This window comes from Siminovitchia fortis (genome assembly GCF_003605365.2).
GTDB classification, from domain to species: domain Bacteria; phylum Bacillota; class Bacilli; order Bacillales; family Bacillaceae_C; genus Siminovitchia; species Siminovitchia fortis.
The window spans coordinates 1-23,526 of sequence record NZ_QYTU02000027.1 but is presented as its reverse complement, the minus strand read 5'-3'; the positions used below and the strand labels follow the sequence as shown (position 1 = coordinate 23,526).

Below are 23,526 nucleotides of genomic sequence, written 5' to 3'. Positions count from 1 at the left end.
TCCGCCAGGACTGCCTTTTGCATTTGCACCGCACCACTATTTTTCTAGAACCTTTTTCACCCGATCCACCGCAGGCGCTGATCCGCCGCGGTCCAGAACGTCTTCAACCATCATGGCCACGAGCATGTCGGGTTTTTCTGTATCATAAGCGACGAAAAATCCGTTTTCTTTTCCTTTTTCGCCCTGCTTGGCCTTTATCTCGGCGGTACCGGTTTTCCCGGCAATCCGTTTGCCTTCAATCCGGGCGCCCCGCGCCGTTCCTTTCGGATCCTCGACGACCTTCAGCAAAGCGTTCTGGATGTCAGCAGCCGTTTTTTCGCTCATGACGCCTTTTTTCCAGACAGCGCCATCCGCCTCACCCTTTACCAAAACCGGCTGGATCATATTTCCTTTATTGATGATCGGCGTATACGCCGTCGCCAAATGGACGATGTTCATTTCGATCTGCCCCTGCCCGTAGGCCGAGTCAGCCAGCGCAATATCCGAATCGATGTCACCAATTTTTGATTGTTCCAGCGGGTAGGCATAATCCGGGATGTCCTCTTCGAATCCGAATTTCTTCAATCCTGCTGCGAACTGATCCTTCCCAAGGTCCAGCGCAGTCCTTGCAAAGAAAATATTATCCGACAGCACCAGCGCTTTTTCCAGGTCAACCGGCCCGTTCGTATCGCTGACCCTTGTTACGGAATATCCGCCCCAAGACGAATCTTTTTGCCAAGACAAACCTTTGATGTCATATGTCTTGTTCCAATCCACCGCACCTGCTTCCAGTGCAATCGCCGTCGTGATCGGCTTCATCACGGAACCCGGCGCATAGCCATTTTTGAATCTTGTCACAAGCGGCTTCTTCTTGTCTTTATCGAGTTTTTCCCAATCCTTCGCTGTCGCGCCCAATGACAGGACGTTCGGGTCAAAGCTTGGGCTGCTCACTAACGCGAGTGTTTCGCCGCTCACCGGATTTAGCGCTGCAGCTGTGCCCGCTTCGCCTTTTAATTCTTTAAAAATTTTATTCTGAACGGCTGCGTCAATTGTCAGTTGGACGTCTTCCCCGTCTTTGACTTCTTTTTCCGCCAACACTTCTTCCGTGCCATCTTCCTTATTGATGACGATTTTGGCGCCGTTTTCGCCTTTCAATTTCTTTTCAAAAACCTGCTCCAATCCTCTTTTGCCAATCACATCCGAGCTTTGGTAGCCGCCGCCCGCTTTTTCCAGCTCTTCGGCTGTAATCGGACCTACATATCCGATCAAATGGGCTGCCGCTTCACCGAGCGGGTACACTCTTGCTTCGACCGTGCGGTTGTTGACAGAAGGGATGGCCGTCGCTTTTTCCAATACATCATTGGCATCGCCGGGGATTTTTTTGAGCGGTACAAAATGTTCCGGCTGAACCCAAGAGGCGGACAGTGCTTTTTTGATCTGATCCTCACTCAATCCAAGGAGATCAGAAACCTTTTTAATAATTTTCTCCTCATCATCGCCCATCTCCCCGGGAATAATGCCGATTTCGGTCACTTTTCCAGTCACAGCAAGTCCTGCCCCATTTTTATCGACGATATCGCCGCGTTTGGCAGGAGTAGTCGGGAGGCTGATTTTGTCGCCTTCTTCCAGCTGAGGAAAAATAAACGTCGTATCCCAATTCACAAACCAGTTTTTAGCGTCGTCCCGCTCTTCTTTTTTTAATACAGCGGTATGGTCAAACGCGATTTCGCCCGCAAGGCTGTCCATTTTTACGTGAAATGGAAATTCGACCATGCCATCTTTCTCTTCCACTTCTTCCGGAGCTTTGAAATCAACTTTTAAGTTCTCAATCTCCAAATCGCCATAAATCTTTTCATATCTATCGGTAAATTCTCCCTTTGAAATTTTTTCCTGCGCCTCTTCAGAAAGATAATCGTACATCTTTTCAAAGTTTTGGTCGTTCCATTCCTTTACATAGGCAGTGAAACGGTCTTCTGGCTTCGGCTCCTTGTTGCAGCCGGCGACCGACAAAGCCATGAGCAGCAAAAGCAACATTCCGATCCATTTTTTCATATGTATATCCCCCTCCTCACCTTGTCATTTTAACACTAAGAACCTTCAATATGTTAAAATAGTTATCATAAAAAATTACCAGAAAACAAGGAGTAGAGGCATGGAAAAAATTCTCATTTTCGGTCATAAAAATCCTGATACAGATTCCATTTGTTCAGCGCTCGTCTATGCTGATTTAAAAACCAAATTGGGTGAAAATGTGGAAGCGGTCCGTCTTGGTGGGATCAACGGCGAGACGGAATACGCTCTCAGCCATTTTAACGTGGAAGCGCCGCGCGAAGTAAGCACGGTATCCAATGAAGTGGATAAAGTCATCCTGGTCGACCACAATGAACGCCAGCAGAGTGCGGATGATATTGAGAAAGTCCAAATTATGGAAGTCATCGACCATCACCGCATCGCCAATTTCGAAACAAGCGACCCGCTTTACTTCCGCGCGGAGCCGGTCGGATGCACGGCAACCATTTTGAAAAAAATGTACGAGGAAAATGGCGTGGAAATCGAAAAAGACATCGCGGGGCTTGCGTTGTCCGCAATCATTTCCGACTCGCTTCTTTTCAAATCTCCGACATGCACGGAGCGTGACGTTCAGGCTGCCCGCGAGCTTGCTGAAATTGCAGGTGTGGATCCGGAGGAATATGGAATGAACATGCTGAAAGCAGGAGCGGATGTCAGCGATAAAACTGCGGAAGAGCTGCTGTCCCTGGACGCGAAGCCATTCCAAATGGGGCAGGCCAAAGTGGAAATCGCGCAGGTGAACGCGATCGGCGTCGAAGATATCCTTGCACGCAAAGCTGAAATCGAAGAAGCGTTGGAGCGTGCGGTCGAAGAACGCGGCTTGGACCTGTTCCTGTTCGTCGTCACGGATATTCTGACAAACGACTCAACAGCGATCGCTCACGGAAAAGCGGCCAAAAGCGTCGAGCAGGCATTCAACGTAACATTGGATCAAAACCAATGCGTACTGAAAGGTGTCGTCTCCCGCAAAAAACAGATCGTCCCAAGCTTAACAGAAGCGCTAAGCAAATAAGGGGGAAGCGGAAAGTTCCGGCTGCAAGCCGGAACTTCTTTCGGATAAGGGGATTATTTTGAAGTTGCGGGCATTTAGCGGAAACCAGGCACGAGCAATAATCGATTCGTGCAATTATAGGGTAAGTTCGTGCAATAATGCCCCCAGATCGTGCAATTGCGGGGTAAGTTCGTGCAATAATGCCTCCAAATCGTGCAATTATGGGGTAAGCTCGTGCAATAATGACTCCAAATCGTGCAATTCACGGGGGATTGTGCGATTATGATAAACTTGTCCCAATCAAATAATGTTTTGTGCAATTTCAAATCGTACTTGTCCAAAAAGATGAATTCATACGACCATCCGGTTACGTAAGACAAGGGAACTGTTCGGAGGTTCCTTCCATTCAATTTTTCAATTAAAGGAGTATATAATTTTGAAAGTTGCGTATTTAGGCCCGAAGGGGACTTTTTCAGAAGAAGCCGCATTGCGCTTTTTCCCGCCGAACGGAACGGAACTTGTGATGTACGACGGGATTGTCGATGTGCTTGAAGCGGTGGCAGAGCGTGAAGTGAATAAAGGGATTGTGCCGATTGAAAATGCGATTGAGGGCACGATCACGATGACAACGGACGGATTGATCAATTATGATGTGTGGATCGAAGGGGAGGCAATTTTGCCGATCGCCCTTCATTTGCTGACGGTGGAGGGCGCGGATGTCGACGATATCCGCGAAATCTGGTCAATCGGCCCGGCCCTTGCCCAATGCAGGGATTTTACAAGGAAGCTACAGGCGAAGACGAAGCATTTCAGCAGCACGGCCAATGCGGCGGAATCGCTCGTAAAAGCCAATCATAAAAACGCCGGTGCCATTGCTTCAGAGCTGGCGGCAAAAACATTTGGACTTGAAATGGCAAAAAGGAACATCCAGGATTTCGAAGGCAATTCGACCAGATTCCTCATCGTGACAAATGAAAAGCCGGAGATTCCAGAAGCGTCCAAATCGATGCTTCTCATCACGCCAGGCGAGGACAGGCCCGGATTGCTCGCGATTATTTTGAACGTCTTTTCATCGCTGGATATCAACCTGTCATGGATTGAATCACGTCCGACAAAGAAGAAGCTTGGAACATACCGCTTTTTCATCGAAGCGCAAACGGGCGTGCAGGAAGTCAATATGCAGAAAGCCATCACTATTTTGCGGACATACGGCCACGATGTGCGCGTGCTGGGAAGCTTTGACACGAAAAAGTTGTAGGTGACCGCTATTTGGTATACCCTTTTTATAGACGGAAAATTTTAAAAAAAGAGGGTGCGACATGAAAATTGAAGTTTGGTCAGATTATGTCTGTCCGTTTTGTTATATTGGAAAACGCCGGTTGGAGAAGGCACTGGAAACATTTGATCATCGCGATCAGGTAGATGTTCAGTTTAAGAGTTTTGAACTTGAGCCGGAGGCTCCGCGTGTCAGCGATGAAAGCATGTATGAAAAACTGGCTGGAAAGTATGGCATAAGTGTGGATGAAGCCAAAAGAATGAACGAAGGCATTCGCCGGCAGGCTGCGGAAGAAGGTTTGACATTCAACTTTGATACGATGATTCCGACCAATACATTCGATGCCCACCGTCTGGCTCACTTTGCCGAATCCAAAAATAAAGAAAAAGAAGTTCACGAAAAGCTGTTACACGCTTATTTTACGGAATCCAAACATTTAGGTGACCATGAAGTCCTCGCCGACATTGCTGCAGAAGCTGGAATTGACCGGGATGAAACACTAGCCTTTTTGGCCGATGAAACAGCCCTTGTGGATGAAGTACGAAACGACGAACAGGCCTCCCAGCTGATAGGCGTGCGCGGCGTGCCGTTTTTTCTGATTAATCGAAAATATGGCATTTCCGGTGCCCAGCCGATCGACACCTTTCTGGCCGCACTTGAAAAGGTATGGCAGGAGGAGTCATCTGAGCCCATATTGCAAAACCTTGGCAGCGGTGATGCCGGCGCTTGCGTGGACGGAAGCTGCGATCTTCCGGATGAAAAATAAAAAACATATTGACATTAGAGACGAATTTTTATATCATCAAATACAATCAAAATGAACTTTCGCAAATTCAGCGTTGACGAAGAAGAGTACCCTTGCGTGAAGCGAAAAGAGAGCTGGTGGTTGGTGCAAACCAGTGTGGAGCGCCGGGGGAATGGGCTTCCGAGCTTTCAAACCGAACCTGATATCAGTTGTAGGCTTTGACGGACATCCCGCCGTTATACGGGAACGCGCATGGAAGTTTCGTGCGTTTTGAGAGAGCTTTTTTATAAAGCTAAAAAAGGTGGCAACGCGGTCCCTCGTCCTTTCGGATGAGGGGCCTCTTTGTTTTTTAGGAAATTATAATATGCTCAGGTTGTTAGTAACTTATTTGTCACTTAGTGCTACGTCCGGCTCCAGCGCCTACCGACTAGCAGACTTCACGCTTCTTCCTACGATAAGTCAACATCGCTCCGCTCCGCTGCGCGTGTTTCCTTTATCTCGTCAGAAGCGCTCCGGTCTGTACGTCGATAAACAGGCGCTTGCGCCTTTGTTCTTTTTACCGTAAAAAAAATGAATACAGCAATCGTGTTGAGCAAGAGGAGTATGTCCGAAAATTTTCGCATGCAGAGAGCCGGGGTTGGTGGGATCCGGTGGCAAAAGTCGGACAGAATGGGCTTGCGAGCTGTTTCCTGAACCGCAGTAGGGAAACACGGAGTTCCACCGTTATATGGATAGGGCATCGGAAAAGTGTAGGCAAATTTCCCGTGTCTGAATAAGATGGAGAGAATTCATTCTCCAATACGAGGTGGCACCGCGGTTATGATCGCCCTCGAGCAAGCAAACTTTGCTTGTTCGGGGGCTTTTTTGGGGGGGACAGTCCCCCAATGTGGTAACGCGTTAAAGTGATGGGGGACAGTCCCTCAATACGATAATGCATTAAAGTACCCATAACAAAATAGAAAGGAAAATGTACAATGGCCACAACTGTAAAAAATATAAACGTGAAAATGACAAAATTGAATGCAGACGTGTTAACGCCGATCACAGTTTTTTTGCGGCTTGAAGGCGATAAAAAGTTTTTGCTCGAAAGCTCGCTGAAACATAATGAGCAGGGGCGCTATTCCTTCATCGGCGTGAATCCGATCAAGGAAATTACGGCAGAAGGTGCGATTGCGAAGGTTATTTCTGCAGAAGGAAAGGTGCTTCTGGAAGATGCAGGGCTGCCGCTCAAAACGTTGCAGGACGTCTTGCCGAAAGTCGAAGCGAATCTTCCATTTCCTTTTTATGGAGGAGCTGTAGGGTATGTCGGATATGATGCCATCCGGCAATATGCAGACATTGGCACGGCCCTGGAAGATGAAATCGGGATGCCGGACATCCACTTTCTGGTCTACGAAGACGTGATTGTGTTCGACCACCTGGCACAGTCCATCTACATCCTGGCCATTAACCTGGAAGGAAACCGCTCGGAAGAACAGCTCGCATCACGTGTCATGGAAATCGAGAGCCAAATTTTTCAAGGAAAAGTGGATGAAACTTTGACAGCATGCGAAATCGAATTCCAGCCGCAGCTTGAAAAAGAAGAGTTCATGGCACGGATTAAAAAAGCGAAGGATTATGTCGTGTCCGGCGAAGTGGAGCAAGTCGTCCTGTCGCAGCGGATGAGCGGCAAAGTGAAGGCAGACCCGTTTCATTTTTACCGAGTGCTCAGAAACTCCAACCCATCGCCCTATATGTTCTTCGTCGATTTCGGCAATTACGTTGTACTGGGCGCTTCACCGGAAAGCTTCATCAAATCAAAAGGACAGAAGATGAGCACCAACCCCATTGCCGGAACACGGCGGAGAGGGCGGACGGAAGAAGAGGATAAAGCGCTTGCTGTCGAGCTTTTATCTGATGAAAAAGAACTGTCCGAACACCGGATGCTAATCGATTTAAGCCGTGAAGATATGGGGAAAATCTGCGATCCTGAAACAATCCGGGTCGTCAAGGAAATGAAAATCGAATACTATCGCCATGTCATGCACATCGTCTCCGAATTGGAAGGAACCTTAGGTGAAGGAAAAACCGGGATCGACGCATTGATCGCATGTTTGCCGGCCGGAACCGTATCCGGTTCTCCAAAGGTGCGCGCCATGCAAATCATCAATGAATTGGAAGACGTGAAAAGGGGGGTCTACTCCGGAGCGCTCGGCTACGTCAACGCCAACGGGGACGTCGACTTCGCGCTCGCCATCCGCTCGCTGGTCATTAAAGACGGGCGTGCCTATTTGCAGGCCGGCGCGGGAATCGTCCATGATTCAAAAGCCGAACTGGAATATAAAGAAACGATCAACAAGGCGAATGGGCTGCTGAAGGCGAGGAGGATGTAAGGAATAAAGAGCAGCCGGGAGCTGCTCCTGTCCTTTGGGACCACTATGTTGCTTTAAAATAAGATTGAACAAAAACATTCTGGAAAGCCACATTTTAAAGCAAATAATAAGAATCCATTTTGAAAAAAAGATTGATCAAAATGGATTCTACAGTTTTAAAAACAGATGGAAATTTTTATTAAAATGTTTGATCGTTCTAAGGCCTTGACTATTAATCGATATACTTATTTTTTAATTGATCCGAACCAATTCCACCAACTATCATTAAAATTAATGGTAAAAAATTAGTTGTGACTTTTGGTAAACCCTCTGAAATTATAATATTTGTACCAATAAAATAATTTAAGCCAGCGATAATTAATTTGGCCACTATTAAAAACACACCTAATAAAAAAATACTGTCAAAAAACACTTTCCATTTTGGATACGCCAATTGCTTACTATCCTGAATTACCTTTTCTTTCAATTCTTTGTCACTCCTCAACAATTCATCTATCGTGATACCGAATAAATCACTTAAATTAATGATCACTTCGATACTGGGATAGTTCTTGCCCGTTTCCCATTTTGAAACTGACTGACGACTAACATGAATTTTTTCAGCGAGGTCGGTTTGTGACCACCCTCTTTTTTCTCGTTCCTTTTTTAATCGGTCATTAAAAAGCATGTTATTCATCGCCCTCCCTTACTTTCCATTATTGTTGGAGTGAATAGCCAAAGTAAAGATAGTTCTAGGCGCACAAAGGCGCAACCTACCGTTGTCACTTAAAAAACCACCATAATCTATCGTTTTTTATGCATTCCTTCTTCCAAGTCAGCCACTCACATTTTTTCTTCATCATCTGCTATTTTGTTCTTAACATCGTATATCCGTTTTTTCCTGACGGCACCCCAAAAGGTTCAGCCTCCGGTGAACCCTCCTTATGAACAAATACTCTTCAATTTCTGGAAACTTTCGGCTATTCAAAAATACCTTCAATTTTCTCAATATAGTCCCGGTTCCCACTTCTAACGGTATGGCTGAAGGAAATACTGCAATAAAAAAGAGGAAGGCTTCGGCCTCGCCGAACCCCCACCTCACACCATCACAAACGCCAACACCGACAATACAATTGATGCAACGGTCATCGCAATCAATGGCTTCAACGCTTTCTTCCGTACATCCCCCAAGCTGACATTCAATCCGAGTCCCACCATCGCAGCGGTCAACAGCCATGTTGTCGCACTTCCGATAAACTCCATGACGCCATCAGGAACTACCACAACAGACCCAATCACATACGTTCCGATCAGGCTCATCGCAATGAATCCAAGCAGAAACATAGGAAAACCGACTTTCGCGCCGTCCGCTGCATCCGCTCCGGATTTCCGCCTCATCCAATACATCAAAACGAAGCAGAGGGGCACCAATAAGAAGACGCGTCCCAACTTGGCCAGCAATGCGATTCCAAGCGCCTCCTGTCCGCCGGGCGCTCCGGCCAGGACGACATGCGCAATTTCATGGAGGCTCATCCCTGTCCAGGCGCCGTATTCCGCCGGCGTCAATGGTAAAATTGGCCGCAAAATCGTGTATACAATCCCAAAAATCGTCCCCATCAATGCGATGATTCCGACACTGATCGCTGTATCATCGTCTTCCGCCTTGATGATGGGCGCCACCGCGGCGATGGCGGCCGCTCCGCACACGCCGGTTCCAACACCGAGCAGCATTGAAATGACCGGATTCGCCTTCAATTTTTTCGCAAGCCACACTGTCAGCAAAATTGCCACGATAATGATTCCGATGTCACGGACAAGCAATCCGAGCCCGTCTTCCAACACTGTGTGGATATTCAATTTCAATCCATATAATACAATCGCTGCACGAAGCAATATTTTTGATGAAAAATTGATTCCTGCCTTTAAGGCTTCCGGATATCCGAACAACTGCCTGTAAGCGACCGCGATAATAATGGCTGAGGCCATCTGGCCAACCAGGCTGAAACCCGGGACCTTCGCCAACAAATAGCCAAGGAAGGCAATAAAAAAAGTAAACGCGATTCCGCCGATCCACAATCCTGTTGAATTTTTCTTAGGTGAAGGAGCCGTCTTTTTCTCAGCCGAACCCATGCTTTCATCCCTTTTTTCATTTTCTTTTAATATGCCCACATGACTCACCCTTCCATTCTGTCTCTTGATTTAAGAATAAGGGATTTGCATGTATAAGAGAAATAAATCATTATAATAGTAATGATAAGTAAAACATATAGGTGGTCTGCCCCCCCTTTATCGCTTTACTGTACCGGGGGCCTGTCCCCGATAAGGAGAGTGAGCGAAATATGGATCAACATTTGGAAGTGTTTATCGCGGTGGCAGAAAAGAAAAATTTTTCACGGGCGGCAGAAGAACTCCATATGACGCAGCCTGCGGTAAGCCAGTACATCCGGGCATTCGAGCGGGAAATAGGGACACGGCTGTTGGAGCGGACGAATAAATATGTGAAGCTCAACAAGGCGGGGGAGATCGTTTACGATCATGGAAAAGAAATCGTCGGTCTTTACACAAAAATGCAGGGGCTCGTCGATGACCTGACGAACAAGACGAGCGGCCCGCTCGCAATTGGAGCAAGCTACACGTTCGGGGAGTACATCCTGCCTCACGTCATTGCAGACATGCTTGAAGAACATCCGCTGGTTAATCCGGCCATTTCAATCGGAAACACCCGTGACATCGCCGAATTCGTATTGAAGCACCAACTGGACGTCGGGATTGTAGAAGGCGATTTCAGGCATGAAAAGCTGGTGATCGAACCGTTTGCCGAGGACCAGATGTTCATAGTCGCAGCTCCGGGCCACCCTCTTGCCCAAGAAGAAAACATCACACCGCAAGAACTTGAAAAAGAAAGATGGATTATCCGCGAAATCGGGTCGGGCACAAGAAAAGCGGCGGACAACATGTTTGCGGCCATAAACATATCCCCGAAAAAAATAATGGAATTCGGAAGCATTCAGCTGATCAAAGAATCAGTGGAGGCAGGCCTCGGCATCAGTCTCTTGTCGCAATGGGCGATAAGAAAAGAACTTGCCATGGGTTCGCTGAAAAAAATCCAAGTCGACGGCCTTCCTTTTACGAGGAAATTTTCCATTGTTACATCGAGCCCGTACAGGACAAAAGCGCTGGATACTTTTTTGGCGTTCGTGAGGGAGGCATCTTCCGGGGACAGGCCCCCGGCGCGTTAACGCGTCACCGTACCGGGGGCCTGTCCCCCTTTATCCCCTTTATCGCATTAACTTAACAAAGCCTGTCCCCCAATTCGACAAACCTCCCCCAAACATGCAGCTAATCAAACGTTTGATTAGCACTGAGCGGCCCAAAAAGAATTGAAATAAAATTTTAACCTTTACAATTTGACGGCCGTGGTATAATAATTGTTGATCTTATAGAAAATATCAACAAATTACTTGCAAAATTTGATATAATAAATCATCAGTCCGGATGATTTACATAAATGGAGCAAACAATGTCAAAAAAAGTGGACGTACTCGGCATCGAGTTTGATCATACAACAAAATTGGAAACAATCAATACGTTAAAAAAACGTATAATGGAAAACAAAAAAACGTTTATTGTCACGGCAAACCCTGAAATCGTGATGCACGCAGGGCGGGATCCGCAGTATAAGAAGATTCTCCAGTCTGCAGATTACATAATGCCTGACGGTATTGGTATCATAATGGGAGCCAATCTATTAAAAAATCCGCTTCCGGAAAGAATTCCGGGCTTTGATTTGATGAAAGATCTGCTTATCATAGCTAATAAGGAACGCTTGAGAGTTTTCTTTCTAGGTGCAAGGGAAGAGGTATTGAATAAAGCAATTGACAATGTAAAGCGTGAATATCCCGGCATTCAGATTGCCGGCTGCCATCATGGCTTTTTTAAAGAAAATGATCCGCAAATTGCTGCTATGGTTAAAAAGTCAAATCCTGATATGGTATTCGTAGCATTGGGGTTTCCAAGACAGGAAAGATGGATCAGCAATAACTTCCATTTGTTTGAAAAAGGTATTTTTATGGGAGTGGGCGGCAGCATCGATGTACTTTCCGGAACTGTCAAACGAGCACCTGAACTTTGGCGGAAGCTGAACATCGAATGGCTGTATCGATTGATCAAACAGCCCCAAAGATGGAAAAGAATGACGTTCCTTCCATTATTCATCCTGAAAGTGCTGCGCACGAAAAAAAACTAGAATCCAAGTCTAGTTGAAAACTTAATCGGATAGAGATATGATGTATTTTAAATATAGTAAACTAGCGGTTCCTTATTTTGGCTGTTTTCCTTTAAAATGGCCTGGATAGAATAGATGGTTTTTTGCAAACCTGTATATAAGGAGGGGTACAAAGTTGGAATTTTTAATCTTAATACTTTGTTTTTTGGCCTCAGTGCTCATTACCCCTTTTGTAAAAAAATTTGCGCTAAAATTTAAAATAACAGATCAGCCGAATTACAGGAAGGTGCATTCAACATTGATGCCCAGACTGGGCGGTTTGGCCATATATATCAGTTTCCTGATCGGACTCTTCATATTCAGGCCGCAGGATCCTCATATGATTTATCTTGTAATCGGCAGTTTGATCATTATTGCAACCGGAATGTTGGATGATATATATGACATCGCCCCGAAATATAAGCTGCTGGGGCAGCTGATTGCGGCAATTGTAGCAATCAGCGGTGGATTTGACCTCGAATTTATCAACCTTCCGTTCGGAGGAGAGCTGCAATTCGGATACTTAACCATCCCAATCACAATCCTATGGATTGTTGGAATTACCAACGCCATCAATTTAATTGACGGATTGGACGGTCTCGCGGCAGGCGTATCCTCCATCGCGCTCATAACGGTCAGCTTCATGGCCTTTTTACAAGGGGATATATTTGTATTAACGATCGCAATGATGGTTTTGGGAAGCACATTGGGTTTCTTGGTTCATAACTTTTATCCGGCAAAAATATTCATGGGCGACACGGGAGCCTTATTCCTTGGGTACATGATTGCTTTGCTTTCATTGCTCGGATTTAAAAATATCACTTTTTTCTCATTGGTTATTCCGGTTATTATTTTGGGAGTTCCCATTTCAGACACCTTCTTTGCCATCATAAGAAGGTTGATCCATAACAAACCATTGCTGGCACCAGATCAATACCATCTCCATCATCGCCTGTTAAAATCCGGTTTTTCTCACCGCCAGACAGTGCTGCTCATCTATGGAATCGCGGTATTGTTCAGCCTTGCAGCAGTCATCTTCTCCATGGCGACTGTGTGGGGCTCACTGCTCCTGCTGGCAGTACTGATCCTCGCCATCGAAATATTCGTGGAATTGGTAGGGCTCGTCAGCAAGGATTATAAACCGCTGCTCCGCTTCATGGAAGGGAAGCAGGCACAACGTATAGAACGCAGAAAAAGAGCATGAGAACGGATGAAATGATCCGGGCTTGTGCTCTTTTTGTTTTTTATATTGCGGGAGAAAATAAAAAAAGACCGGAAGGTCCGGCCTGTTAAAAACTTAACTTATCGTTTCAAATACTGACCACTTACAAATCCAACTTTACCTTTAAGGTTTATACGATACCAACCATTTGAAGTTTTTCCTGTTACTTTGACTTTGTTCCCGCGGGCCAAGCTTCCGATCCTTGAGTGAGAAGCCGTGTTTCCTGAACGTACATTCAATTTACTTGCAGTTACTCTATATGTCCCGCTGGCTTTCGTAACTTTAATTGATTTTGTTGACTTCGCTTTGGCTGATTGTGCCGGTTTTGCCTTCAAATAAGCCCCGCTGACATAACCGGTTTTTCCTTTAAACTTAAACTGATACCAATTGTCTGAAGTTTTGCCTGTAACAGTCACTTGATTGTTCTTTTTAAGAGATCCCAGTGAACTGAATTTTGTGCTGTTGCCTGAGCGTACATTCAATGAGTTGGCTGTGACAATATAGGTACCGCTTGCTTTGGTAATCTTAATTTGATTGTTTTTGGCTGCTGGCGCAGGCTTCTTAGCTGCAGGCTTAGCCGCAACGGGTTTTGCCTTCAAATAAGCTCCGCTGACATAACCGGTTTTTCCTTTAAACTTAAACTGGTACCAATTGTTTGAGGTTTTGCCTGTAACAGTCACTTGGCTGTTCTTTTTAAGAGATCCCAGTGAACTGAATTTTGTGCTGTTGCCTGAGCGTACATTCAATGAGTTGGCTGTGACAATATAGGTACCGCTTGCTTTGGTAATCTTAATTTGATTGTTTTTGGCTGCTGGCGCAGGCTTCTTAGCTGCAGGCTTAGCCGCAACGGGTTTTGCCTTCAAATAAGCTCCGCTGACATAACCGGTTTTTCCTTTAAACTTAAACTGGTACCAATTGTTTGAGGTTTTGCCTGTAACAGTCACTTGGCTATTCTTTTTAAGAGATCCCAGTGAACTGAATTTTGTGCTGTTGCCTGAGCGTACATTCAATGAGTTGGCTGTGACAATATAGGTACCACTTGCTTTGGAAACCTTGATTTGATTATTTTGCGGTTTCGGCGCAGGCTTTGCGGCTGCGGGCTTAACTTTTAAATAGGCTCCGCTGACATAGCCGGTTTTTCCCTTAAAACTAAATTGGTACCATCCTTTGCTTGTCTTGCCTGTTACTTTCACTTGAGCGTTCTTTTTCAAAGAGCCGATAGTCGGATAATTCGTTCCGTCACCCGTCCGGACGTTGAGTGAATCTGCAGTTACAATGTATGTACCGGTTGCCTTTGAGACGGTAATCTTTTCCTTAGCAGAGGTATTTGTATTAGAGGTTCCAGTCGCGCTGTTTCCTTTTTCAGGAAGAGCCAATGCATTGGCGACACCTGTTGAAATGGCTTTCGACATATCATTTAAAAACTTTTCGTTTTTTAATAAAGCAGCATCGGATTTATTGTCTATGAAAAGAATTTCAAGTAATATAGAGGCCATCTTTGATTCTCTTAATACATGGAAATTTGCTTTTTTCTTTCCACGATTATTTTTTCCATATTCAGCAAGAACTTTGCTGATTTCTTTATTAACCTCATTTTGAACCTTTATATCCTCAGACGTCGCATTTCTATTATGAATATAATCTTCATACCCGCTCCCGCCAGCAGCATTGATGTGAATAGATAGAAACAGATCTGCTCCCCAGCTATTAGCAATATTGGTCCGCTGTTTCAATGATATGTAAACATCAGATGTGCGAGTCATTTTCGTATTGACTGTATAATTGTTGACCAAATTTTTATTGACCTTTTGAGCGATTTTTAAGGTGAGATCCTTTTCTCGCAACCCATTTCCTGTTGCACCAGTATCACTTCCGCCGTGGCCTGCATCAACGATAACCTTCTTTACGGATTGGGCGCCGGCAGCATTGCCAAACGGAGTGAAAACCAATCCTATTGCCAACAAAGCCAAAAATAACGTTCTCTTCATTCATACACTCCTCTTTATCTGATCTATTAGCAAAAATAAAGCCCATCTTTTAAACAAAATTTCCTATGTCAGCCTGCCATAATGGAAATTTTGTTTCTACCTTTTTTTATCGGCAAATCATAGGCTATTTTTAGTACGAATATCCTAGATAGCGGCAACCTTCAACAGCTAAGGAAAAGTCACGGCATGACGACAACATTAAAATCAAATCAGGGGATTATATTTTAAAAATTTCTTCTGCAATTCTAGTATAGAAGATTACCAAACATGCTATAATCAGACTATATTTCCATAATTAACTAGATCGTTTGAGCATTTAGGAGGATGAGTATAGTAGCAGAATAAAATGTAATGGTGATATACAAAATATTTACGTTCAGGGGGAACAAATGAAAAAGCTATTGTCTATTATTTTAATAATCTTCATTTTCTTTTCCTATCCAAGTCAATTACATGCTAAAGAAGCGGCAAAAAATCAAATAAAATCAACACAATCCATTGCTGAACAAAGAACAAGCAGACTTGGCCATATCCGCAATTCTAAAGTAAAAATTTATTCTGATTTAAAATTGAAATCATCTAAAACGGCTGGCTCCACCTACACAAACCAAGTTTATTATATTAAAAGGCAAGCCACAGTTAAAAAAGAAACCTATTATTTAATCAGCAAGCAGCCAAGCGATAAAAAAGGTGTAGTTGGCTGGGTAAAGTCAAAAGATATGTCAACCAAGAAGCACACAGGGGTAGACAAAAAGAAAAAAACGTTTTATGTAAAAGGGACCGGCAGTGCTTATACGAAAGCGTGGGGCGGCAAAAAAGACTATACATACTCCAGCTTGTCTAAGTTTAAAAATCGAGCATTTCAGGTGGATTTGACTGAAAAGGTTGGAAACAGTACATGGTACCGAGGAAAGCTTGATGGTAAAACGGCTTGGATATTAAGCAGCAATGTTGTACAGGCGAAGGAGAGCAAGATAAGCAGACTCGGTCATATCAAAAACTCAAAAGTTCGAATCTATAAAACTCTGGGTTCTCCATCCTCATCAGCAGCAGGCTCTACTTATACAAATTCAGTCTACTATATAAAGAAACAATCAATTATTAATGGTCAGACCTTTTATTTAATAAGCAGGCAGCCAAGCAGTGCGAAAGGTGTTGTCGGTTGGGTGAAATCGACTGATATGTCCTCACACCCTCATGCAGGCATAGATAAGACTGCTAAAAAATTATATATCAAGGGAGTTGGCAGTGCCTACAGCAAAGCATGGGGCGGGCGGAAAGACTTGGTATATTCCGATTTGAAGGTTTACACGAACAAAGAATTTAATGTAAATCTTACTGAAAAGGTCGGCAGCAATGTTTGGTATCGGGGAACTTTGAACGGCAAAACCGTTTGGATTCACTCTTCAAACATAAAGGAAAATAAAATTAAGTACACTCAACATAACATTACTCTTAAAGAAGCAGTTGAAATACAGATGAGCCGTAATCCGCAGACAGATAAGTATAAAAATCAAAATGCTTTTGTTCATAAGGATTATATTAATATTGTAAAAACCGGAGAGGTAAAAAGGGATAAAGTAAAATTACGCACCTCACCAAAAATGGGCGATAATGTGCATACAACTGTTAAAAATAAAACAAAGGTGACCATTTTGGGAACCGTGACCGGAGATCAATCGGAAGGAACGAACGAATGGTATAAAATAAAATATAGCAATAAGGAACTGTACGTAGAGACCTCTTTGGTTGATCTCAAGGACACAACAGCCACTACAACCTCCAATGTTCAGATACGGGAATCGGCAGATTCGAAAAGCCACGTATATGCGACTCTTGCAAAGGGGACTAAAGTGACCATTGTCAAAGAGGGGAAAACCTGGCATGAAATTAAATATGGAACTTGGAGAAATGCAAAGGCCGGCGATGTGGAACAAAATGTAAATCCAAATAAAAACAGCCGATATCAGCATTTAGTATTAAGTTCAAGTGCGGGCGTTTCCGCTGCAGAGCTGGACAAAGTATTAGCCGGAAAAGGTACCTTGCAAGGGCTTGGGAAGGCATTTATAGACGGTGGAAAAAAACATAAGGTAAATGAAATATATTTAATTTCCCATGCATTTTTAGAGACTGGGCAAGGGACATCCAAGCTGGCCAGCGGGACTGAAGTAGGAAAGGATAAAGAGGGTAAAGTTGTTCTTGTTACTTCCGCCAATCGAAAGGACTTAAAAAATATTAAAAAAGTATATAATATGTTCGGGATCAAGGCGTATGATTCCTGTCCAAACACATGTGGAGCTGTTCATGCATATGAACAGGGGTGGGATACACCTGCCAAGGCCGTTGTCGGCGGAGCAGAGTTTATTGGACAGCAATATATTCATAATCAATACAAACAAAATACCATCTATAAAATGAGGTGGAACTTCGTAAATCCGTCAAAGCAATATGCAACAGATATTGGCTGGGCTGTAAAACAGACGGCAAGAATCGAGTCGCTCTACAAACAGTTGGATAATCCGAACCTGGAGTTTGATATTCCAAAGTTTAAATAAGAATTAGACTTAAAAAAGGCATCTAGGGTCGATGGAAGCGGACCTTAGATGCATTTTTGCATCGATAAAAACAAGGGACTGCAGGGAAATCAAATCTCATTGATTTCCTGCCAGCCCCCTATTAATGTTCAATCGCTTATTCCTCTTCAGCCGGTTTGGCCACTTCGGTATTATCATAAGTGGCGATATCCAAATGCTCCTTGAGCTTCCCTTTGACCTCCGCCAGGTTATCTTCATCAAGCTGCCAATAATAAATATTTTGCCCCTGGCTGTTCATGATTTGTGTATCCTGACCCTCCAATGTATAGGATTCGATACTTAAATCTCCTGAAACAGCGTAATCAACAAATGCCTTAATTTCATCGAATGTCATATCCGTCCGCATGTTGTCACCAATCGCATCAATCACTTTTCCATATTTTGTGATAGAAGCTCCACTGGCAGCCTTTTTGGCAATGGCTTTCATGATTTCCTGCTGGCGTTTACCGCGTTCAATATCGTTATCAAGCTTTCTGGTTCTAGCAAGTGCCAAAGCTTCTTCGCCATCTAGCTTTTGCATTCCAGCTTCAAGCGAAATAGCATCAGCCTTGTCTTTAGAATTCTGTTCCGAGAAGGCATAAGGAACATCCACTTCTATTCCGCCCAAAGCATCGACAACAGCCATGAATGCTTCAAAATCAAGACGGACATAGTAGTCAACTGGGATATCTAACAAATCCTCCACAGTTTCAATCGTGGCACGAGGCCCGCCGTATTTGTGTGCATGATTGATCTTTGTATTATAGCCAACTTCTTTGATGTAGACGTAAGAGTCGCGAGGAATTGTCAACAGTTTAACCGATTTTTCTTTTTCATTCAAAGTGGCGAGCATGAGGGCGTCGGAACGGGCGTTGTCGGAATACCCGCGCTTTTCACTCTCATCAATACCGATAAAAAGAATCGATACATTGTCAATATGGGGGTCAACCTTTTTGTCTCGAAGATCAGATTTTCCTCGATTATCGAAAAAGGCTCCGCCCATCATGTTTTCAGCTTTTTTATATAAGTATGCCCCATAAGAGGCACTCACTGATGCAACCAGCAGCAATGGAAAAATGGCGAACCAAAATATGCGCCTTCTGCGCTTTCGTTTTCTAGTCGTTGTAGAATTATGTCGTCCCATTTGGGTTGAACTCCTTTTCAATATAGATACGCTACTCCCTATAATACTATCATTTCGCTTAACCGTACATACCCTTGGTTGAAAATTATCCCCTGCTTATGGCTCCTGCATTTTCACTTTCAGAGTAGACAGCTTGAATTAAGCGGCGGCTGGCGCTTCCTGTCGAAAATTCATTCCACTCATTTGCAAATTTTACAATTTGATTAAAATCATAATTATTTGTTTGAATGGCTTCCACAAGATCTTTTGAATTGTAAACTATCGGACCCGGAACAAGCTGTTCGTAAGGCTCCCAAAAACCACGGGATTTGGCATACTCCTCCAAGTCGTAGGCAAAGAAAATCATTGGTCTTTGCAAAAGCGAAAATTCAAAAGGGATAGAGGAGTAATCCGAAATTAAAAGGTCGGTTACAGCCAGCAAGTGATTGATATCCGGGTAATCGGATACATCAAATATAAAGTCTGGATATTGATTGACAAAATCAAAGCGGACAGCAGGATGAAGCCGCAACAATAATATATATTCATTTTTTAATTCCTGATACATATGATCGATATTTAGAGGAAGGGACGACATATTAAATTCACCCTCTCGATAGGTAGGGGCATATAAAATAACTTTTTTTTCATGAATGGCCGGGTATTTCTTTCGTAAAGCATCGGAAGCTTTTTTCAATGCTTGTTCATCAAAAAAGAAATCCGTCCGAGGGATACCAGTTCGAAGAATATTTTCTTCTCCAATTCCGAAGCTTTCACGATAGATGTCCGTCATTTTATCGCCGCCGACAACGACATAATCGAATTGGCTGTAAACCTTTTTAAAGCGTTCAATGGCTTTAGGTGAGCGACCTGCATTGGAAGGGTCCTTAAGGCCAAATTGCTTTATTGCACCAGCGGCGTGCCAAAGTTGAATACATTTAACACTCGGTTTAAACTTAACCGCTGCCAAAAAGCCGAAATAATTGTCGATAAAAATAACATTTGAAGTGGCCAAATGGTATATAGAGCGAATCCAATCAAAAAAAATTTTTGGCTCAAAGTCTAACGAATCTACTTGAAAATCCACTCTACACGAAGCAGTTTTCAAGACAACAATTTGATCATCCGTCTGTCTTTGAAGTTCTTTTATCACAAACAAAGCATTGTCCCCAAAGGAAGCAACAAAAGTTGTTTTCTTCTTTTGGGGACAAATGCTGAATATTGTAAAGAAAAAGCGAAAAACAAACAGATATAGGTGGATTGCAAATTCCCTAACCATTATTTGCCTGATTTAAATCCTTTTTAATTTTGGTGGTAGAAATTCCAACTGTACGCGGCAAATAAACAACCTCGCAGTATTCCTTTAAGAAGTCAAATTTCCCTTCCCAGTCATCACCCATCACAAAAACATCGACGCCATGCTTTTGAACATCTTCCACTTTCTGTTCCCAAGTATGTTCAGGAATGACCTCATCTACATAGCGAACTGCTTCCAAGATTGCCTTGCGTTGTTCGAAAGTGTAATAAGCCTTCTTGCCTTTTAAGGCATTAAACTCGTCAGATGAAATGGCCACAATCAAATAATCGCCGTATTCCTTTGCCCGACGCAAGATATTAATATGCCCTGTATGGAGCAAATCGAATGTTCCATACGTGATTACTTTTTTCATTGTGGAGACCTCCATGTCAAAAATTAAAAAGGAAATATAAAATGCAAATATTTAATACTTACTTTATTCCATTGTTAGGTGAAATTCAACTTTTTATTTGTCTCTCCCAATTTCCACGCCTTGTTTACCTTGTAATATCCATTTCGATACCATGTAGGTAAAAGGGATAGGTATGATGGACGCAAGAAGTGGGGCTACAAATTCATTCATGTTTAAAATATCAACGAAAAGAAATAAAGAAATCGTTGTTACACTATAATTCACGACATACGTCATTGGAAACTGAAAGAATTTTTTAAATGTAGGTTTTGTTTTATAGGTAAAATAACAATTTAAGTAAAAAGAGCCGATCATACTTATGACAAAAGCTGAAGAATGGCTCAGAATATATGGGACATTGAGGCTCATCAAAATAATATACAGTAAATAGTAGTTAAAGGTGTTTATGAAACCGACAATTACAAAGCGAGTAAACGATGGGTTATTTTTTAGGATAGAAATGACATTTAATTTCATTTATAAACACCCAAATATTGATCTTTGTTAATATTTTTATCACTTTCAGGGCTAATATTTGTTTGAGAGACAATATAATGGGGTCTCCTTTTGACTTCGTAAAAAATTCTACCTACATATTCCCCAAGGACTCCTATTGCAATTAATTGAATACCACCTAACAAAAGGATGGATGAAATAATAGTAAAATACCCAGGCATATCGATGCCGAATATAAGAATATTGATGAATGTGATACTTATATAAATGACGTTTAGAAAAGTTATAAGGAGACCCAAATATATTAATAACCTTAATGGCTTGCTATTAAAGGAAGTCATTCCATCAATGGCATAGTTTAGCAAGCTTCCAAAACCCCATTTACTTTCTCCTGCTACTCTTTCTTGATTTTCATATTCAATTACCTTTTTTTCAAAGCCGATCCATGAAAATAATCCCTTAGAGAATCGATTATATTCGGATAAAGAGAGTAGTGAATTTATCGCCTTGCGGCTTAGCAAACGAAAATCTCCAATACCATCTACTAATTCAACATCTATTAATTTATTAATTAAACGGTAATAAAAGCGAGTAACCCATTTTCTAAAAAAGTTCTCTCCTTTTCTCGACCTTTTAGCTATTACCTGATCAAATCCTTGTTCATAAAAATTTAACATGTCAATAATTAAATGCGGAGGATGTTGCAAATCCGCATCGATTATTATTGACATATCCCCCGTAGAATGTTCTAACCCAGCAAGCATGGCTGCTTCCTTACCGAAATTACGTGAAAAAGAGATATATTTTACACTTTCATCTCGAAAGGAAAGCCCTTCAATTATTTCTAAAGTATCATCCTTACTGCCATCATTAACAAAGATGATTTCGTGAGTATAGTCTTCTTTAATTTGCTGTAGCTCTAATACACGTTTCACTTCAATATACGTATCACGTAAAGGGGCGCTTTCATTGTAACAAGGTATTATTAGTGAAAGCTTCTTCATGACTTTTTCCTCCATTACTCGTTATGCTTTTGCAGCAAAACAAAAATGTTTTTCAAGTGTCCAGAGCATTTGAAAAGGGACTATTGTGCGTTTTTATCTTGTAGCCAATCTTCATACGGAACAAATTTTACTGTCGTCTTCTCAGGTACCTCATAAAAACGTTTATACATTTTATTGAAATGCTTATTTGGTGGTGAGGACATCCATAGGAATTGATTAAATGGTAAATCAGGTAAATAAATAATGTCCCGACCGGCATGGACTTCTTTTTTCAAGAGTGCGATACGTTCTTTATTTGTTTGGCCTATTGTTGCAAAAACATAACTGTAGCCAATTATCAACACTAAAATAGCAGGAATAAGTGGTTTGAATATGCTTTTAGCAGACCAGGATGACAAACTACTGTTATACGCAAATAGCTCTAAAGCAGCTAATATTAAAAAAACAACAGAGGCTAGTGCTGCACGCGGACCATAAGGAGTTATAAATACAAAGGGTGCGGATAGTAAAACTACACCAGACAAATAGTAAAGGGTCCGCCATTTAAAAGCTCGATTATTTACGTAAAAAATAACTGCAACAACAATACTTACAAAAAAGATTATACTAAACAAAGCTTCAAAGTCGTTGGTATAGTGCTGAAGAAAATTATTCCCTAATATAGATTTAAAAAACAATCCGTAAATTAAAAATCCTATAATAGAAACAAGTAAAATTGGACGTAAAATATAGTTCATCCAGTTTGATTTGGAAGTAAAGCGCACAATTAGAATAATAACCATAATTCCTAAAAACAAATTAATTGGTATGTTATCAAAGAATAAATACTTATGCATGCTCCCGGAATAAACATCAGATATCCTATTAATTAAATCAGTATTTTCTTTAGCCCCATTTCTAATTGTTCGATAAGAATCATTGCCGCTTAAAACATTCCAATAAGCTCCGTTTGAAAACATTATTAGGCTTCCAAAGAGTAGTGAGGCTAAATAAGCAATATGAAACGCAAGAAATTTTTTATGTTTGACGTATGTGTATACTATCACATATCCTGATGTAAACAATGCAAATAAAGTCACATGCTCAACTATTAAAGCTGTTAAAATTCCCAATGGAACAATAAAGACTATTGCCATTTTACTGTATGTGGGTGTTTTATCATCGTATATATTTTGAACAACTATTAAATAGATGAGTAATAAAACTAAGGATGGAACATAGTTTACAAATCCAGCAGTCCAACCAAAAGTTTGGGCAAATACACTCACTGGTATTAAAAGTATGAGAACAAATGAAAGAGGCAAATGAATGCCCTTCGTCTCACGGCTAGTTAGCTTTCCTATTGTATATACAAGCAAGGTTGAAAAAATAGTCAGAGTAAAATAACGTAGTAAATCATAACGTGTTAATAGAATCTCAAGGATGTTACTTACATATCGACCGTTATAATTTGAAAAGTAGTTTTTTAGACGTTCTATTCCTCGCTCGGTACCCCAGGTCCAGTCATCACCAGTTAATGGAGTATTTATTGCTAAAAATAAAAAGAAGAGAAAAAATAAAGCGGCAAAATAATTTTTAGATACTGCTTTATTGTGCTTAGAATCTAGATCCAATACACACACCTCGTTATTTTTTATAAAAGCGGCCTGTTGTGCCAAATCAAAACATACCTATATATAATACAACATAATTTGCCTTGTTTAAACACCGCACATTTGAAAAATATTGTTAAATTTATTGTTATAAAGCATTAACCTGAATTACGAAAGTAAAAT

The 23,526-nt window shown here is 42.2% G+C and carries 18 protein-coding genes and 2 other annotated features; of the genes, 8 read left to right on the top strand and 10 right to left on the bottom strand.

From position 1 onward, the window contains the following. Window positions 1–36: 36 nt before the first annotated feature. Window positions 37–2,031 (bottom strand): penicillin-binding transpeptidase domain-containing protein, encoded by a 1,995-nt coding sequence (locus D4N35_RS12225; RefSeq protein WP_120074011.1) that lies wholly within the window; start codon window positions 2,029–2,031, stop codon window positions 37–39. 100 nt (window positions 2,032–2,131) lie between these two features. On the opposite strand from D4N35_RS12225, the gene D4N35_RS12220 reads away from it, so the two are divergent. The 4 genes from D4N35_RS12220 to trpE all read left to right on the top strand — a co-directional run bounded on the left by D4N35_RS12220 (window position 2,132) and on the right by trpE (window position 7,433). Beyond that, complete coding sequence (locus D4N35_RS12220; RefSeq protein WP_120074008.1) at window positions 2,132–3,061, top strand: manganese-dependent inorganic pyrophosphatase; 930 nt, start codon at window positions 2,132–2,134, stop codon at window positions 3,059–3,061. A 415-nt stretch (window positions 3,062–3,476) separates the two neighbouring features. Continuing rightward, window positions 3,477–4,298 carry a prephenate dehydratase gene (gene pheA / locus D4N35_RS12215; RefSeq protein ID WP_120074006.1) on the top strand — a complete coding sequence of 274 codons (822 nt, stop codon included), beginning with the start codon at window positions 3,477–3,479 and terminating at the stop codon, window positions 4,296–4,298. A 61-nt stretch (window positions 4,299–4,359) separates the two neighbouring features. Beyond that, a complete protein-coding gene (locus D4N35_RS12210) occupies window positions 4,360–5,082 on the top strand; it encodes a DsbA family oxidoreductase (protein ID WP_120074004.1) in 723 nt (240 codons plus the stop codon). Between the two features lie 64 nt (window positions 5,083–5,146). Next, window positions 5,147–5,389: a binding site (T-box leader), on the top strand. A gap of 251 nt (window positions 5,390–5,640) precedes the next feature. Next, window positions 5,641–5,895, top strand: a binding site (T-box leader). A gap of 140 nt (window positions 5,896–6,035) precedes the next feature. After that, window positions 6,036–7,433: an anthranilate synthase component I gene (gene trpE, locus D4N35_RS12205; protein WP_120074002.1), complete on the top strand. Its 1,398-nt coding sequence runs from the start codon at window positions 6,036–6,038 to the stop codon at window positions 7,431–7,433. Window positions 7,434–7,644: 211 nt separating this feature from the next. Here the strand turns inward: trpE and D4N35_RS12200 are convergent, their stop codons facing one another. Together D4N35_RS12200 and D4N35_RS12195 are read right to left on the bottom strand one after the other, a co-directional pair. Continuing rightward, complete coding sequence (locus D4N35_RS12200; RefSeq protein ID WP_120073999.1) at window positions 7,645–8,100, bottom strand: helix-turn-helix domain-containing protein; 456 nt, start codon at window positions 8,098–8,100, stop codon at window positions 7,645–7,647. A gap of 410 nt (window positions 8,101–8,510) precedes the next feature. Then, a complete protein-coding gene (locus D4N35_RS12195; RefSeq protein WP_164876358.1) occupies window positions 8,511–9,542 on the bottom strand; it encodes a YeiH family protein in 1,032 nt (343 codons plus the stop codon). 209 nt (window positions 9,543–9,751) lie between these two features. On the opposite strand from D4N35_RS12195, the gene D4N35_RS12190 reads away from it, so the two are divergent. The 3 genes from D4N35_RS12190 (at window position 9,752) to D4N35_RS12180 (ending at window position 12,880) form a co-directional block, all read left to right on the top strand. Next, window positions 9,752–10,651, top strand: coding sequence for a LysR family transcriptional regulator (locus tag D4N35_RS12190; RefSeq protein ID WP_120073994.1), 900 nt, complete (start codon window positions 9,752–9,754; stop codon window positions 10,649–10,651). Window positions 10,652–10,932: 281 nt separating this feature from the next. Next, a complete protein-coding gene (locus tag D4N35_RS12185; RefSeq protein ID WP_120074047.1) occupies window positions 10,933–11,658 on the top strand; it encodes a WecB/TagA/CpsF family glycosyltransferase in 726 nt (241 codons plus the stop codon). A 154-nt stretch (window positions 11,659–11,812) separates the two neighbouring features. Beyond that, window positions 11,813–12,880 (top strand): glycosyltransferase family 4 protein, encoded by a 1,068-nt coding sequence (locus D4N35_RS12180; RefSeq protein ID WP_120073992.1) that lies wholly within the window; start codon window positions 11,813–11,815, stop codon window positions 12,878–12,880. Window positions 12,881–12,978: 98 nt separating this feature from the next. Here the strand turns inward: D4N35_RS12180 and D4N35_RS12175 are convergent, their stop codons facing one another. Next, on the bottom strand, window positions 12,979–14,886 hold the full coding sequence (locus D4N35_RS12175) for an N-acetylmuramoyl-L-alanine amidase (RefSeq protein ID WP_120073990.1): 1,908 nt from the start codon (window positions 14,884–14,886) through the stop codon (window positions 12,979–12,981). A 389-nt stretch (window positions 14,887–15,275) separates the two neighbouring features. Here D4N35_RS12175 and D4N35_RS12170 point away from each other — a divergent pair, with 389 nt between their 5' ends. After that, complete coding sequence (locus D4N35_RS12170; protein WP_120073988.1) at window positions 15,276–17,441, top strand: SH3 domain-containing protein; 2,166 nt, start codon at window positions 15,276–15,278, stop codon at window positions 17,439–17,441. 136 nt (window positions 17,442–17,577) lie between these two features. On the opposite strand, the gene D4N35_RS12165 is transcribed toward D4N35_RS12170, so the two are convergent. From D4N35_RS12165 to D4N35_RS12140, 6 genes are all read right to left on the bottom strand, one after another. Further along, on the bottom strand, window positions 17,578–18,603 hold the full coding sequence (locus D4N35_RS12165) for an LCP family protein (RefSeq protein WP_120073985.1): 1,026 nt from the start codon (window positions 18,601–18,603) through the stop codon (window positions 17,578–17,580). An 85-nt stretch (window positions 18,604–18,688) separates the two neighbouring features. Further along, complete coding sequence (locus D4N35_RS12160) at window positions 18,689–19,861, bottom strand: CDP-glycerol glycerophosphotransferase family protein (RefSeq protein WP_120073983.1); 1,173 nt, start codon at window positions 19,859–19,861, stop codon at window positions 18,689–18,691. Beyond that, window positions 19,854–20,252 (bottom strand): glycerol-3-phosphate cytidylyltransferase, encoded by a 399-nt coding sequence (gene tagD, locus D4N35_RS12155; protein ID WP_120073981.1) that lies wholly within the window; start codon window positions 20,250–20,252, stop codon window positions 19,854–19,856. Before tagD ends, D4N35_RS12160 begins: the two co-directional genes overlap by 8 nt. A gap of 93 nt (window positions 20,253–20,345) precedes the next feature. After that, window positions 20,346–20,768: a GtrA family protein gene (locus D4N35_RS12150; RefSeq protein WP_120073978.1), complete on the bottom strand. Its 423-nt coding sequence runs from the start codon at window positions 20,766–20,768 to the stop codon at window positions 20,346–20,348. Next, window positions 20,765–21,751, bottom strand: a complete 987-nt coding sequence (locus tag D4N35_RS12145; protein ID WP_120073976.1) for a glycosyltransferase family 2 protein — start codon at window positions 21,749–21,751, stop codon at window positions 20,765–20,767. Before D4N35_RS12145 ends, D4N35_RS12150 begins: the two co-directional genes overlap by 4 nt. Window positions 21,752–21,831: 80 nt before the next feature. Beyond that, a complete protein-coding gene (locus tag D4N35_RS12140; protein ID WP_128205409.1) occupies window positions 21,832–23,364 on the bottom strand; it encodes a DUF6056 family protein in 1,533 nt (510 codons plus the stop codon). Window positions 23,365–23,526 lie beyond the last annotated feature (162 nt).